Annotated in this window: 14 protein-coding genes and 3 tRNA genes; 8 read left to right on the top strand and 9 right to left on the bottom strand. The window is 43.2% G+C overall.

Annotated features, from left to right (window positions below):
• Window positions 1-148: 148 nt before the first annotated feature.
• Window positions 149-739: a 2'-5' RNA ligase family protein gene (locus FN815_RS10790; protein ID WP_142454650.1), complete on the bottom strand. Its 591-nt coding sequence runs from the start codon at window positions 737-739 to the stop codon at window positions 149-151.
• Between the two features lie 228 nt (window positions 740-967).
• Here FN815_RS10790 and FN815_RS10785 point away from each other — a divergent pair.
• The 7 genes from FN815_RS10785 (at window position 968) to FN815_RS10755 (ending at window position 5627) form a co-directional block, all read left to right on the top strand.
• Window positions 968-1058, top strand: a tRNA-Leu gene (locus FN815_RS10785).
• A 139-nt stretch (window positions 1059-1197) separates the two neighbouring features.
• On the top strand, window positions 1198-2214 hold the full coding sequence (locus FN815_RS10780) for an AraC family transcriptional regulator (RefSeq protein ID WP_142454649.1): 1017 nt from the start codon (window positions 1198-1200) through the stop codon (window positions 2212-2214).
• A gap of 72 nt (window positions 2215-2286) precedes the next feature.
• Entirely contained in the window at window positions 2287-2778 is a 492-nt protein-coding gene (locus FN815_RS10775) for an anthrone oxygenase family protein (protein WP_142454648.1), read from the top strand.
• A 416-nt stretch (window positions 2779-3194) separates the two neighbouring features.
• Complete coding sequence (locus FN815_RS10770) at window positions 3195-3875, top strand: hypothetical protein (RefSeq protein ID WP_142454647.1); 681 nt, start codon at window positions 3195-3197, stop codon at window positions 3873-3875.
• Window positions 3876-3981: 106 nt separating this feature from the next.
• Window positions 3982-4557, top strand: coding sequence for an SCO family protein (locus tag FN815_RS10765; protein WP_142454646.1), 576 nt, complete (start codon window positions 3982-3984; stop codon window positions 4555-4557).
• Window positions 4554-5021 (top strand): copper chaperone PCu(A)C, encoded by a 468-nt coding sequence (locus FN815_RS10760; protein ID WP_142454645.1) that lies wholly within the window; start codon window positions 4554-4556, stop codon window positions 5019-5021. The genes FN815_RS10765 and FN815_RS10760 overlap by 4 nt, the downstream gene beginning before the upstream one ends.
• Window positions 5022-5024: 3 nt before the next feature.
• A complete protein-coding gene (locus FN815_RS10755) occupies window positions 5025-5627 on the top strand; it encodes a class I SAM-dependent methyltransferase (protein WP_142454644.1) in 603 nt (200 codons plus the stop codon).
• 10 nt (window positions 5628-5637) lie between these two features.
• Here the strand turns inward: FN815_RS10755 and FN815_RS10750 are convergent, their stop codons facing one another.
• The 8 genes from FN815_RS10750 to mce form a co-directional block, all read right to left on the bottom strand.
• On the bottom strand, window positions 5638-6081 hold the full coding sequence (locus FN815_RS10750; RefSeq protein ID WP_142454643.1) for a hypothetical protein: 444 nt from the start codon (window positions 6079-6081) through the stop codon (window positions 5638-5640).
• Window positions 6082-6197: 116 nt separating this feature from the next.
• Complete coding sequence (locus tag FN815_RS10745) at window positions 6198-6698, bottom strand: hypothetical protein (RefSeq protein WP_142454642.1); 501 nt, start codon at window positions 6696-6698, stop codon at window positions 6198-6200.
• 496 nt (window positions 6699-7194) lie between these two features.
• Window positions 7195-7455 carry a GIY-YIG nuclease family protein gene (locus FN815_RS10740; protein WP_142454641.1) on the bottom strand — a complete coding sequence of 87 codons (261 nt, stop codon included), beginning with the start codon at window positions 7453-7455 and terminating at the stop codon, window positions 7195-7197.
• A gap of 58 nt (window positions 7456-7513) precedes the next feature.
• A tRNA-Pro gene (locus tag FN815_RS10735) sits at window positions 7514-7587 on the bottom strand.
• A gap of 41 nt (window positions 7588-7628) precedes the next feature.
• Window positions 7629-7704: transfer RNA gene (locus FN815_RS10730), tRNA-OTHER, on the bottom strand.
• A 179-nt stretch (window positions 7705-7883) separates the two neighbouring features.
• Complete coding sequence (locus tag FN815_RS19245; protein ID WP_185957266.1) at window positions 7884-9878, bottom strand: OmpA family protein; 1995 nt, start codon at window positions 9876-9878, stop codon at window positions 7884-7886.
• 62 nt (window positions 9879-9940) lie between these two features.
• Window positions 9941-12046 carry an Ig-like domain-containing domain gene (locus tag FN815_RS10720; RefSeq protein WP_142454639.1) on the bottom strand — a complete coding sequence of 702 codons (2106 nt, stop codon included), beginning with the start codon at window positions 12044-12046 and terminating at the stop codon, window positions 9941-9943.
• 577 nt (window positions 12047-12623) lie between these two features.
• Window positions 12624-13022: a methylmalonyl-CoA epimerase gene (gene mce / locus FN815_RS10715; RefSeq protein WP_142454638.1), complete on the bottom strand. Its 399-nt coding sequence runs from the start codon at window positions 13020-13022 to the stop codon at window positions 12624-12626.
• 182 nt (window positions 13023-13204) lie between these two features.
• On the opposite strand from mce, the gene FN815_RS10710 reads away from it, so the two are divergent.
• Window positions 13205-14287, top strand: coding sequence for an AI-2E family transporter (locus tag FN815_RS10710; RefSeq protein WP_142454637.1), 1083 nt, complete (start codon window positions 13205-13207; stop codon window positions 14285-14287).
• Window positions 14288-14304: the final 17 nt, after the last annotated feature.

Raw genomic sequence — 14304 nt, 5'->3', positions numbered from 1 at the left:
AGGTCTTCACCCGCAAGCTGACCCTGATTAAGTAAATCCATTCCCACAAACCAAAAAGAACCTGCACAGCCGCCGGCACCCCCGGCGGCTTTTTTATGTGTGGAATTATCAATGATCAGAAATAGAAATAGTATTTAAAAACTGTTAGTTAGTCAGGTTTAAGAGAGAGGGTGGAATGCTTTCGGTATCTATTTTCTTCGAAATCATAACTTAAAACGGTGAGTTCATTTACTTCAAAGGTGTTGTAATAAGACCGTGGCATCCAAAGTTCTTTTGCTTGTCTAAGAGTTTGCTTTGGTAAACCTCTTGCGATGGTAATATGAGGAACAGAGCTGGAGATGTAATTCTTTCGAATACGGAGGTGTTTTCTGCACAGGTTTAGCTGCTGGCTCACTTCAGTGAAAGACTCGGAAAGTTTGATTTGTAGATAGATCACTCCGTTTTCAAAGTAATTAAACCCATCGATTGCCAATTGAAATGGAGCTATATCCTGAAGAGATTGTTGGAATAATGAAAATACTTCGGATGAGCGATTATTCATCAATAAAAAACTGCAAACTGTAATATGCGGTACGGAGTGCTCAGAAGGAAAACTGCCAAATTCTTCCCTGAATAATTCTTTCATGCTAACTACGTCGTTGGTGATTTCCTCAGGTAGTGATATGAGAACCAAGTACTGGGAAAGCATATCTGAAGTATGAAAAAGGGAAATTTGCTTGGAAGCAGGTGTTGATTTCATATCATTAGTTTCTATTTCTATGAAGTGTAAAAATAATTGAACATATATAACACATATAATTTATTAATATTTTCCTTGGCAAGACCTTCTTTGAAAGAAATAAAGTGTCTGAGACTCTTTAAAAAAGCATAATGTACTTTTTGAGATGAATAATTCAGAAAACTGGAAAAAGAACTTTGAAGATGTGATAGTTAAACCCGTATATTTGGCGTCTACCAAAAAAATGTTGCCTCGGTGGTGGAATTGGTAGACACGTTGGACTTAAAATCCAATGGGTATTAAAATGCCCGTGCCGGTTCGAGTCCGGCCCGAGGTACCAACCCGATATCTTTTCGAAGGTATCGGGTTTTTTTATGGCCGGGTTTTAAACCTTCCAGTCCCGTGTAAGAGGCCTATCACAAAATTTCCCTATCTTCGGCGAATTATAAAACAGTTGATACCTGTGAGGGGAATAGCAAATGAGTTTCGTTATCAAAAGCATCTTTAACAAAGTGGTAGAACAGGCTGAAAGGGAAGGCCTGGCTGCTGATACTGTTGAGCATTTAGGGATTCCTTCTATTCTTCAAAATGATTCCAGGTATGTACCCACAAAAGCGCTCTTTGATTTATACGAAATCATTGATCAACACCTGGAACCCGGGTTTTCGATACGTGTGGGACAACTCATGGTGCTGGACGACTATGACGTTTTAGGTCTGGCATGGAAGACCTGTCTGTCTCCCAGAGATATGTTCAAAAGATGCGAGCGGTTTTTTGGGTTGATGACGGATACCCAGATTTACAAAGTTGAGGATGAGGGAGAAACCGGAAGTATTTATATGTTCAGGGAGGCGACGAGAAGAGGAATTGAAATATCTAATGAGGGCTCCCTGGTAGCCACCTTAACGGTGATCCAGAAAATTACCGGTGTGAAAATTCAGCCCATCAAAGTGACGTATTCTCATTCAGCCCCGGATGATATTACACCCTATGAAGATTTTTTCTCTTGCGAGGTTCAGTTCAGCCAGGAGTTTAACCGAATTATTTTTCGATCTGAAGATTTAGATACGAAATCCCTGAAGGCTGATAAAAGTATCAATCAATTTATGATGGAGCGTCTGCAGGAGAAAGCGGAAGGTGCTGAGGTTAATGCGGATAAATTGCTGAATGACAGCAGCATTCTTATCCAAGATGCCTTGCCCAGTGGTATCCCCTTTGCAGCAGAAATTGGGAAGCATTTGGGGATGAGTACCCGAACCCTCAGCCGAAGACTTTCAGAAAAAGGATACACGTACCGGCAGCTGGTACAAGATACACAGCAACAGGTTAGTACCGATTTACTCAGTAATACATCAGAAACCGTAAGTGAAATTGCGTTCCAGGTCGGCTTCTCCGAGCAAAGTGCATTCAACCGAGCCTTTAAGCGCTGGACAGGACAATCTCCTTTGGAGTATAGAAAAGGCTCCCAATCCTCCTCTTTTGGCTTAAAGGGTTAAACCTTTGGCAGCTTCTGTCAAGTAGCTACGAGCGGATACCCCGATGTTTCCTTTGAACTAAAACAGAGGAATATGGAATTCACTTTAAATCAAACCGTCCTATACCTTACGGTACTTTTAACCGGCTTGTCAGCAGGGCTATTCTATGCGTGGCAGGTCTCAGTGATCCCGGGCACCAAGCGTATTAAGGATGCGACATACATCGAAACGATGCAGAAAATAAACCGGGCCATCATCAACCCGTTTTTTATGCTGATCTTTTTGGGATCATTAGCTGGACAGATTCTTAGCTTTCTGCTGTATTGGAATACTACATTACCATTCATGCTCATCCTTGTTAGCACGATACTGTATGGTGTGGGAACCGTAATCGTGACCGGATTGGGAAATGTACCCCTTAATGATGCCCTTGATAAGTTATTCCTGGATGATTTAAGTGAAGAACAGCTTTCCCAGGAACGCCAAAATTACGAAGCATCTTGGAATAAGCTACATCTGATCCGTACGGTCTTTTCAGTCCTTGCCTTTACGCTGCTTTTGGCCGCCGCATTCCTGACCTCTTAAGTCATAATCACATTTTATCATCAACCCAAATTCGCAAAAAATGGAAACCAACTATCTCATTATTGGGGGAACCGGAAAAACCGGCCGTAAAGTAGTATCAAATCTCAAATAACTAGGGTGTAACATCCTTTGAAAGGAAGTGATCTTCGGTTGGTAGAATATCAGTCAAAAATAAACAGAACACGAAGCCACTTACCAACACCAAAATGTGTAGAAACAGTTTTTCCGATATATGTAGAGGGGTCCTTCATAGTGAGGGCTAGTATTGTGAAAAATGCGGTAACTGTCGGATATTTCTAAGTATCGTATACTGTTTTGGGAAAGTAAGGGTAATCAAGAATAGGAGAATTGTAACCAAACGAACACGGAAGCCGTACTTTCTGCCTGCTTAATAACGCCCGAAACCATCTTCCAACATGAATTCATTCGACCACCTCGTGCAGAAACTACAAGTATGGATCCGCTCAAAGCCGCTTTTGTATCGACTTACTCTTGGTACCCGGGCGCTGTTAGCCATTGGTTTCATCCCAACAGGAATGGTGAAATTGCTTGGATACCGTTTTACCACCATGAGTCCTGAAACGGATATCGGCGCTTTTTTTGAGGTGTTGTACCAGTCGGGGATTTACTGGCACTTTATTGGATTAAGCCAGGTGGTAGCCGGGGTGATGGTGCTTATCCCCGCTCTGGCAGCCTTGGGCGGAGCCATGTTCTTTGGCATTATGGTGAATATCTTTTTCATAACTATTTCCTACGATTTTGCCTTTACTCCCGTGATTACGTTCATGATGTTAATGGCTACTATATGGCTGATCTTGTGGGACTATCACCGGTTTCGGGCCATTATATTTGAAAGCGAGTCAATATTTACCAGGAAGCGAAATGACAGCTCCTCTCCCGTTTCCTTACCACAACCGTCCCTTTCTAATTCCTTTGAACGGGCGGTTTATCTAACAGGAACCGTTTCTGGTTTGTTACTTTTCGGTATGTTGCGTGGACTTAGCTTGCCAGCAGGAGCCAAATTGGCTTTGATCATAATTTGTCTGGTCTGTTTCGTGATGGCTATAATATTTGGCTTTCGTACCGCTAAAAAATAGAGCCATGCTGTTGTGACGTTCAAGCGACTTAAAGTGAAATGGTGCGGCAACGAAAACTTGTTCTCACAACTCCAAAGTTGTCACTGAATCCTCATATATTGGCAGTATGAAAAATCTACTCTCTATATTTTTGTTGTTTGTGATGGTTGCGTGCAATTCAGGTCCTGAAGTGATTGATGATATGGGCGATGCTTCTTTCAATCTGGTAGATCAGGATAGCAATGCCGTTGTTTTCCCAGACGATTTTGAAGGGCAGTATGTGGTGATGGGCTTTATTTATACCAATTGCCCGGATATATGCTCTTTAATCACCCAAAACCTGGTGAAAATTCAGGAAAGCCTGAATAACCCGGAAGATGTTCAGTTTGTGGCAGCTACGTTTGATCCGGAACGAGATATGCCATCAGTCCTTAAAAAGTATGGTGAAGCATTTGGCGTAGATGAAAACTTTACATTTTTGACGGGCGATTCCACCGAGGTGTTTGCATTGATGGACAGTGCCCGGGTCCGAAGCCAGGTTTCTATGCGGCAGGATACGGAAGATGGTGGTGAAATATATTTCATCAATCATTCCGATAAAATTATGGTACTAGATAAACAGTCCCGTTTGATCCTGGAATACGGAGGCAGTCAGCCTATGATTCCATCGGTAGTAAAAGAAGATCTGGAGCGCATACGATGAGCATTTCTTTAAGGCACTTTTTTATGATTGTAGGTTTGACAATAGGCTATACTTTTGTGGCCTGCAGCCAGGAGGAGAAATTGCCGGATGTAATGCCTACACTTTCAGGGCCGGAGGAGTGGGTGCGGCCAGCCGTAAAGGCAGGTACCAGTGCGGCTTATTTCAACTACATCAATGAACTCACTATAGCTGATACCCTACTTGGTGTTGAAAGTATGATGGCCGGTATAACGCAGGTGCATGAATCCTTTAAGGATGCGGACGGCATGATGGCTATGAAGCATAAAGAGAATGTAAGGGTGCCTGCGGGCGATACCCTCCGGTTTACACAAGGAGGCTTGCATATTATGCTAATGCAATTAAACGAGGATTTAACAGAGGGGGATAGCGTAGAAGTTCAGCTACAGTTTAGACAAGCGGGAACGTTTACAAAGCGTCTGCCTGTCACCAGTGGCTCACAATAGAAGATGAGTTACGATCTCAAAGCGACTTCATACGAAGAAAAATGGGAGCAATACCTGGAAGTAACTCACAATCGGCTTCTTTCATGGTACGAAGGGTCTAAGGGTGATCGGGTTCTGGATATAAGTGCGGGAACAGGCTTACTGGCACATCAACTTATCAGAGAGGGAGCAGAATTTGAGTCGCTTGTGCTAAATGATGTGTCGGGGAAGATGCTCGATATTGCTAAACAACGCTTAAGCTCAGAGCAAAAGGTATCATTCACACAGTCATCTGCTCAGGAGCTCGTGCATCCTTCCGGTGAATTTGATACTGTGATCTGTTTGAATGCTTTTCACCACTATAAAGAACAGAACAAAGTTATAGACGAGATTGGTAGGGTCCTAAAGCCAGGGGGCAGCGTTTATTTTTTAGACTGGAACCGGACCGGCTGGTTTAGAATAGTGAATTGGATTATTAAAAAGTGGGTAAGGGATCCTATTCATACCAGATCACTTCAAGAGACGAGTGCCTTATTGCAAAATCAGGGATTTAAGGTAGATAAATCAGAAGAGTGGCAATACCGATACTGGAAACTTTTTACCATCAAGGCTGAGAAAGTCTCCTGAAGGTATACTTTTACAGATATTCGATAACGGCAGTAAGTTGCCCGGAGTACTGTCCTTTTGGGGTGGATTCTGAATTTAAAAGACCCTTCATAATAATATGGTGCTTACCCGTTTCAGCGTCAGTATTGTGAATAAGGGATGGCTTAAAAGTTACGTGATGCCCCTGATTATTCACCATTTTAGAGACCTTTGAGATGCTTACCGAAACCTCTGCACCGGGAGAGGCAACAAATGAGAACCTTCCGGCTTCGATTCTTTCTGTTCCAAAAGAGTTCTCAGATAATTCAATATTGGGTTGGGTAAGTGAGGTAAGGCCCGCACCGCTGATGATATTTACCTTTGCCTGCATTACCGCAGTAACTTGTGCTTCGGCAACAGATGTTAACAATACCAAAATTAGGAAAAATATGTATTTGATTATTTCTCTCATTCTCTCACGGATTTTTTTCTCCACTCACTATAATTAATAAAAATTAATTCAGATTAAAAAATTCTAATATTAAATAATGTTTAAAATTCTGGTTTTTCTATTTGATGCTGGGGCTTTACAAATGATTTACAGTGGTTGTTCTAAATTCTGAAAAAGCGTTTAAGCTTAATTTTTCTGGCTTTTTTCCTTAAAAAATTGAACTCATCAGGGCTTGGGATATCTTCTATTTGGTCTGCCGTTTGTATCTCATCTAGGTTCTTCTGGGGATCTAGCACTCCCAGATGTTCCAGAAATATATTGAGGTTATTCCGTGGGTATTCTTTACGGTTGGTGTCTACCAAATCTAATATAAAAGACCATTCCTGAGGTTCTGCAGACCATTCAATACCAAGCCCGGCTGCATCGGAGTCATCATCGCTATTCAGGCATATATTCAGCTGTTGCTCTATGTTTTCTGGTAATGGATCTGGTCGTAGTAACTTGGGCCCTTTATGTTTGTTAAAGCCCTTGGGGAAAAAGCTTTTCCAGAGTTTGCCCGAGGAGGGTTCGTGATAGTACACTTCGAAGGTTTCCATGTTCTTCCGAACTACGGTCATGCTCTTAGTGTATTCCAGCTGTTGCCGGTTGTTGATGATGTACATAGTGATATAGGTTTAATAGTTCTACGGCCCGGAAAGCCGTAGTCACCTATGAGTATTTCTAAAACAGGCTACTTATGAGCGTACACCTTGTTAAGCTACAGATGCTTTCAGCGTGGTTTTCGCCGGTATCTGTACATTCGTTATCGACCAAAAGTAAAATCCCTAAAGCCCTTTATTAAGATTTCTTAAACTTTAAATATTGTCTGTTGGCATCTGGCATAAGAGGGGCGTGTAGAAGGGCGTGCCATGTTTTTTTAGATGAGGGTACATAAAGCTGGCCAAGGGCTCGTCATTCCCTAAAAGGGGCACCGACGTACTCGTTGTGTAACAATAGTGCAACAGTCGGTCGGTTTTTAACCCAAATATAGAGTAGAAGTAGAAATTGGGTAAAAATAAAAAAGCTCTAAAACAGCCTTTAAAAGCTATTTGAGAGCGTGTAATTGTCGGGACGACTGGATTTGAACCAGCGACCCTCCCGACAGGCTTTCGGGATGCTCTACCTGACTGAGCCGTTCTTTTTAAGCCATTGAAAAGCGCGGTTGGGATTCTTCATGCTTTTAAGCTTTTGTTCTGCTTTCATGGCCTCCGCTTTAGTCTCACATTCTTTATATCCTAACAACTTCCATGGCTCTTTACCTCTGGTATACCGATTTTGCGTTGAGTTATGACTTTTGATGCGCTCTCTAATATCAGAAGTGTGTCCGTAGTAATGACGACCAGAGGATTTTGATTTAATCATGTAAGCACAATATTTCATAATAAACCCAAATAAAAAAAGGACACTGACTTATTGGTCAATGTCCTTCTTAGTGTTGTCGGGACGACTGGATTTGAACCAGCGACCCCTCGACCCCCAGCCGAGTGCTCTACCTGACTGAGCCACGTCCCGATCTAAAATCAAAGTTAAAACAATTTTTCAAAAAGCATAGTACGGGACGACTGGATTTGAACTGCGGCCCTCCCGACACGCCTGTCGGGATGCTCTACCTGACTGAGCCACGTCCCGATCAATAGGCCCCAAAGATACGCATCCTTTTCAGCAAAACTCAATTACTTATTGGCTTTTACCCCATTTTCTGAAAAAGCGGATTCATGGGCTTATCACCTAAAATAAAAAAGGCAGACCGGAAGGCCTGCCTTTCTTCTGGGGTTGCCAGAAATTAAGTGTGTGATCTACAGATGTAGTTAGTTAGAGATTACGATATCAATGATCGCGGTTCGGTTATAGTACCGTTGCTCAGGATGTGTGTTTTCGAATGATGCTTCGGTTGTTTCTTCTCCGTAAGCTACCACATCAATCTGAACATTAGATGCATCTACATTTTGGTCGATGTAATCTCGGACCACGGCTGCTCGTCGTTCAGACAATTCTTGATTGTATTCAGTCTGACCGATGATATCAGTATGACCGAATATCTCAACAGTTGCTCCGGATTCGATGTACGGAATCACAACTTCATCAAGGTAGTCCTTGTATTCAGGTCTCAGCTCGGAGCTGTCAAAGCCAAATAATACACTGTATCTGGATGCTACTTCAACTAAGGTCGGAGTCCAGAGAACCACATTGGTTGTAGTACGGCGGCGTACGGTAGTGCCATTTTCAGCTTCTCCAATCATAACCATACTGAAATTGCCTTCAGGGCTGTCGCCAAGTAAATCTTCTCCCGGTATGCGAACTTCATTACTGGTGTATGGCCCAAAGGTTTGAGTTTCTCCAGTTTCATCATTTGTTGCTTCAACGGTCCAGGATTCAACATCCTCTGTTTCACCGTCAAGCGTAAGAGTTATGAAACTGTCATCAGGAGCTTCCTGATCGGTAATCTCAGAGAAATTTTTAGGTTTGGTCATATACTCTCTAAGTAGTTTCGGAGAAGAGGATTGCAACGTAACATGTCGCATTTCTTCTCGGCGCAGATCCAGATCGGTTTCCGCTTTAGGCATTTCAGTATTGAGGTTGCCTTCTGTGCTGATTCTGGAAGCATCAATACCAAAGGTGTCAACCAGGTATCCTTTTACGGATTCAGCCATTTGCACGGCGTCGTCTTGGCTTTCCATAGACGATCCAATTAAGTTAATAGTGGTTGAAGGATTATTTCTCATTCGGTCTCCCAGAATGTTCAGGATGTTATAATACACCTGCATTTGACGGGTTGAACGCGAATAAGGCGCTACGGAATCAAATGGACCAATTTTTTCCTGATCAAAGGTCTCTGCTTCTTCTGCGCTTAAACTAATATATCTTTCCGGGATGGAAGTTGATCCATCATTAAAGAACACGAGAGTATGCAGTGGAAATGTTTCCAGGTACACACGTTGTACTTCTGTATTCTTCGGAGAATCAACCATAAAGTCTACATTAGGTACAACAGGTGCCGGTGCTGGCGGCGGAGGAGTAGATCCGGGTATCTTCTTTCCGCTACCTACTTTGAAGGAAAGACCGGTTCGCAAGGTCGTAATATTCCAGGTTTCTATGGAACGCGGTTCCTGACCGAAATAGGGTTGAAAACTCACAAATGGTGAGAGGATAAACCGGGTTTTATTAGTATTGTCGTTCAGCGGAATATCCCATCCTGCACCTACCTGAAAAGAAAACTGTGTGCTTTCCATTTCATCGAAGTCACCTTCTACGTTTTCAGCTTGCGTAGCATTTGGGAAGTCAGGGTTGACGTCCTTGTTGTATTCAAACGACTCGTCGTATAGAAAGGCAAGTCGAGGTCCGGTGAATAAGAAGAAGTTGGACCGGAATGGGGCAATGCGGAGGCTTGGTTCCACGGTGATGTAACTCAGGTCCGTAGATAAATCCAGCGGGCAGCCACATGGCGACATCTGGTCGTCAAATTCACCTTGGCGGCTATCATAACCGGCTTTGAAGTTAAAGCCGAATAAAGAGCCATCCGGGTGATATTCAATTACCGGCGCGGCGAATAAGCCTACGCCCTGACCATGCCCGAAGGGGGCATGCGTCATGTAATCGTCATAGAGGTTTTGAGTGGTTCCTCTGTAGAAGTTAAAGTTAGCGCCACCTGATACTCCAAATCTCCAGGCAGGCATTGTGTATTCGGTTTCCTGTTCTATTTGCGCTTCGCCCTGCTGGGCAAGTGCCGGGGAAAATAAACCGGCACACAGCAACAGCACGGAGCCCATCACGGTATATCTAATTAAGTTGTTTATTGACCACATAATGTTCGTTCCTTTATAAATTTCTATTGTAGTGTTTTTCGGATTGATTCCACTGTCCATCATTATTGAGTGGTGAAGGTCCATTCTTCATCATCACCATATATCTCAGTATCCGAGGCGTTGTTGTCTCCAATCACTGAGGTGATTACGCGGCCTTCATAGGTGGTTCCTGGCTCCAGGTCCTCGTCGGGATCAAAATAGGCCATCAGCTCATCCACATCATAGAAGACATTACCAGTGATGGTTTCGCCTGTGGATTGGTTCGTGATGACAAATTCAGCGGAGATTAACGATAGCTCCAGCATGCGAGGATCGGTATCCGGAGTGAAAGTGGCAGAAATGGTCTTATCTGTTGCCACATTGGTTTCTCCATTAACTGGATCCGTGAAGTCTACAATAGGGGCTTGTAACCCGTTAGTTGCAAAGACCCATTCTTCATCATCCCCATATATCTCAGTATCTGTAGCGTTATTATCGCCCTTAACAGAGGTGATGATTTGTCCTTCGTAAATGACGCCTTCCTCAAGCTCTTCATCAGGATCAAAATAGGCCATTAGGTTATCCACGTCATAGAAGACATCTCCGGTTATGGTCTCGCCGTTAGATTGATTCGTAATGACGAATTCAACGGAGATTAATGACAACTCCAGCGCACGTGGATCAGTATCGGGAGTGAAAGTGGCAGAAATGGTTTTATCTAATGCCACATTGGTTTCTCCATTAACCGGATCGGTGAAGTCTACAACAGGAGCTTGCAATCCTTCAATAGAAGCAGTGGTGAAGCTCCATTCATACACTTCCATGTCTTCTTCATTGGATTCACCTTTTACGCCGGTAGTAACGGTGGCGTTATAGGTAGTTCCGGGAGCCAGATCTTCATTTGGCTCAAATTCCGCGGTAAGTCCATCATAAGTTACAACGCCATCCACTTGTTCGCCGCCACCTTCAACGGTGAAGTCTACAGTAAACAAGTCGGCTTCGATATCGCGCGGATCAGTGGCATTGGTGAATGTAGCGGAAATGTTTGTATTCAATGCTACAGATGTTTCCCCGTCAGCAGGATCCGTGAAGTCAACAATAGGTGCCTGGAGTCCTTCATCTACAGTAGTGAAGCTCCATTCATACACTTCCATGTCTTCTTCATTGGATTCACCTTTCACGCTGGTAGTAACGGTGGCGTTATAGGTGGTTCCGGGAACCAGATCTTCATTTGGCTCAAACTCAGCAGTAAGTCCGTCATAAGTAATGACACCTTCAACTTCCTGTCCTCCGCCCTCTATGGTAAACGTGACATTAAATAAGTCGGCCTCAATATCACGCGGATCGGTGGCTTCGGTGAAAGTTGCTGAGATGTTTGAACTCAGGGCTACACCGGTATCGCCGTCAGCGGGATCCGTAAAGTCTACAATAGGTGCTTGCAGGCCGGCTTCAACGGTAGTGAAGCTCCAGGTGTAATTATCTTCAATAGCTGTTCCTTCATCACTTGTAACATCGGTTGTGATAGAAGCGGTATATGTTGTGCCATTTTCAAGACTGGCAGCGGGCGTGAATACTGCGGTAGAATCGGAATATTCAACGGTACCGTCTACTGCATTATCGTTGCCGTCAGTCAGCGTAAAGGATGATTCTGAAATGGTTGAAGCATCCATCATCATATTAAAGTCGGCACTTACTTCGGTATTTAGAGCAATACCGGTATCCCCATTACCAGGTGTAGTAGACACTATTATTGGTGTGCCGGGATCAGGAGTTTCTGTAGTGAAATTCCACACATACTCTTCAAGCATCTGATTCCCCAGCGGGTCTTCTACCGTATTATCAACAGTACCGGTGTAATTGGTACCTGTTGCCAGGGGTGAATCAGGGGTGAAATTTACTGTTTGTGTTTCTTCGTTATAAGATATGGTTCCGCTTACTTCCCCATTTGGGCTTGTTAGAGAAAAAGCCTCCTGATCAAATGTCTCAGGATTAATTTCCTCTTCAAAAGTAACGGTAACCATTGCATCCGTTTGTACATCCGAGGCTCCATCACTTGGGCTCGTCGATTCTACAATCGGACAATACCCCTCTACTCCCACGCTTCTGTCTTTACAGCCAGAAACAAGAGTAAGCAGAGCGATTGCTATCAGTCCACTTATCTTTCTAACCTTCTCGTATCTATTATTCATAATTGCTCTTTATTTATTGGTTTTACCGGGAACAACATCTCCTCGCCCCCAGCTCTCATTTTACATTTGTTGTATTCATTCAAACTATTCATAGTCTTTAGGCGTTCGAATGTTCCCTATCTCTTTAGTTATATATAATTAAGTACAAAACAAAGGTGATGATAATTATTTAAAGTAAGCGGTGTGTCTACTTAATTTTTGTAGGTATAGCCCTGAAATTTTGGAAGGGAGTTATAGCATCATGAAAGGAAGGTGCATGCTATGTGTGGCGACGGTGAGTAAATACGAGTGAATGAATTTAACGCTTGGTATAAGCTAAAGAAGGATTATGTTTATTGAGCTGTCAGTAAGGAAAGGGAGAAATAGCAAGGTATCACTTTGTATTCCGGGTGATTGGAAGGCGGATTTCTCCAAGAAACACAAGAAGCCTGAATTCCCTGATCTGTAAAACAGGATAAGCTCCGCTTTTATAATCTTATAAATATTGGATGTCCGGGGATAACCGATGTTGTGGTTATCCCCGGGCCAAGCACGGGGAATTTTTAAGTCTTAAACCCCACTGAGCTGAAAAGAGCTCTTACTTTTTAGTTTGACATAGTTCAACCAGTACACCGTGGTTGTTTTTGGGATGAACGAAGGCTACCAGTTTATTATCGGCGCCGTTTTTGGGTTTTTCATTCAGGATGGTGAAGCCCTCTTCACGCAGCCGGTCCAGTTCGGCATGGATGTCGTCCACTTCAAAGGCCACATGATGCAATCCCTCTCCCTTCTTGTCTACATATTTGGCGATCACAGAATCGGGATCAGTAGCGCCAAGCAGTTCAACTTTAGATTCTCCGGTTTGGAAAAACACCGTTTCTACTTTTTCACTTTCTACCACTTCTGTTTTGGTAGGCGAGGCATTTAAGATTTTTGAATAGGTTTCAGTGGCTTTTTTAATATCGCCAACGGCAATTCCGATATGATCGATGTGCATGATTTGCTCCGGTTAATTTTATTTCTAAAAAGTCTTCTGATATGTAACAAAAACAGGTTTTGTTCGTGCGCCATATCTTTCTGTGGCTTATGATAGAAATGAAATATGAATTAGTTTTGAAAACAATCAAAAAAGCGGTTGATTGTATCACTGTTTTAAAAAAGGGATAACCAAATACTACTATGAACCATCACCCATTAAAAGATTCGGGTAGCTACCCCTTCTGGTTTAAATCTACGATGATACTGGCTGGTCTTTGCCTGCTGTTTGTTGTAATGAGCTACGGCAAGTTTATTCTGATGCCGCTGGCATTTTCAGCCTTTTTTGCCATGTTGCTTAATCCGGTGGTGCGGCTTTTTGAGCGCTGGAACCTGGGGCGGGCCTTTAGCATAATCCTGACGATACTGGCCGTTTTAATTGTAGTGGCAGGTATTTTATCTCTTATATCAGCCCAGTTTATACAGTTTTCCGAACGGGTGCCGGAAGTAACTGAAAAGCTGAAGAGTTTGTCTGGTAATGCCATCGAGTTTTTGGAAGAAAATGCCGGGGTATCACAGGAGAAACAAACCGAGTACCTGGAACAGGGCATTAATAACCTGATTGACCGGAGTGGCAACTATGTGAGTTCTATCCTGAGTGCCACCACCAATGTTTTCACCACAGCTACCTTGCTGCCCATTTTCCTGTTTTTTATGCTGTACTACCGGGAGATGTACCAAACCTTTTTTCACAAACTTATCACCTCCAGGCATGGCAATGCCGGTATTGATGATATGCTGAACCGCGTACAGAACGTGACACAAAATTACCTGGTGGGTATGCTTTCTGTGATAGGCATACTGGCGGTGCTTAACACCATAGGACTTCTTATAATTGGCCTGGAACATGCTCTTTTCTTTGGCGCATTTGCTTCTCTGCTCGCTATTATTCCCTACATAGGTATCATTATAGGGGCTCTGCCGCCTGTTTTATATGCATTGCTGCTAACGGATTCCCTGCTGACTCCTGTTTTGGTGGTAGCCGTATTTGCCACGGTACAATTTTTGGAAGGTAATTTTATCACCCCGCGCATCGTCGGCTCAAAAGTATCCATTAACCCCTTCGTGGCCATGATTGCCCTGATTGTAGGTGGAGAGTTATGGGGAATTTCCGGGATGATTCTATTTGTGCCCCTTATTGGTATCCTGAAAGTAATGTTTGACCAAATACCGGCACTAAAACCATACGGATATTTGCTGGGCAATAATGTTCAATACCAGGATTAATCAACCCAAAAGAAAAA

Origin of the sequence: Gracilimonas mengyeensis (assembly GCF_900182705.1) — a bacterium.
GTDB lineage: Bacteria > Bacteroidota > Rhodothermia > Balneolales > Balneolaceae > Gracilimonas > Gracilimonas mengyeensis.
This window is presented reverse-complemented; position numbering and strand designations above follow the sequence as displayed.

Excerpts from the sequence above, each read along its gene's own strand:
- FN815_RS10755 (WP_142454644.1), top strand. The coding sequence starts at position 5,025 with ATGAGTTACGATCTCAAAGCGACTTCATACGAAGAAAAATGGGAGCAA.
- FN815_RS10775 (WP_142454648.1), top strand. The coding sequence starts at position 2,287 with ATGGAATTCACTTTAAATCAAACCGTCCTATACCTTACGGTACTTTTA.
- FN815_RS10720 (WP_142454639.1), bottom strand. The coding sequence starts at position 12,046 with ATGAATAATAGATACGAGAAGGTTAGAAAGATAAGTGGACTGATAGCA.
- FN815_RS10765 (WP_142454646.1), top strand. The coding sequence starts at position 3,982 with ATGAAAAATCTACTCTCTATATTTTTGTTGTTTGTGATGGTTGCGTGC.
- FN815_RS10770 (WP_142454647.1), top strand. The coding sequence starts at position 3,195 with ATGAATTCATTCGACCACCTCGTGCAGAAACTACAAGTATGGATCCGC.
- mce (WP_142454638.1), bottom strand. The coding sequence starts at position 13,022 with ATGCACATCGATCATATCGGAATTGCCGTTGGCGATATTAAAAAAGCC.
- FN815_RS10740 (WP_142454641.1), bottom strand. The coding sequence starts at position 7,455 with ATGAAATATTGTGCTTACATGATTAAATCAAAATCCTCTGGTCGTCAT.
- FN815_RS19245 (WP_185957266.1), bottom strand. The coding sequence starts at position 9,878 with ATGTGGTCAATAAACAACTTAATTAGATATACCGTGATGGGCTCCGTG.
- FN815_RS10745 (WP_142454642.1), bottom strand. The coding sequence starts at position 6,698 with ATGTACATCATCAACAACCGGCAACAGCTGGAATACACTAAGAGCATG.
- FN815_RS10710 (WP_142454637.1), top strand. The coding sequence starts at position 13,205 with ATGAACCATCACCCATTAAAAGATTCGGGTAGCTACCCCTTCTGGTTT.
- FN815_RS10780 (WP_142454649.1), top strand. The coding sequence starts at position 1,198 with ATGAGTTTCGTTATCAAAAGCATCTTTAACAAAGTGGTAGAACAGGCT.
- FN815_RS10760 (WP_142454645.1), top strand. The coding sequence starts at position 4,554 with ATGAGCATTTCTTTAAGGCACTTTTTTATGATTGTAGGTTTGACAATA.
- FN815_RS10790 (WP_142454650.1), bottom strand. The coding sequence starts at position 739 with ATGAAATCAACACCTGCTTCCAAGCAAATTTCCCTTTTTCATACTTCA.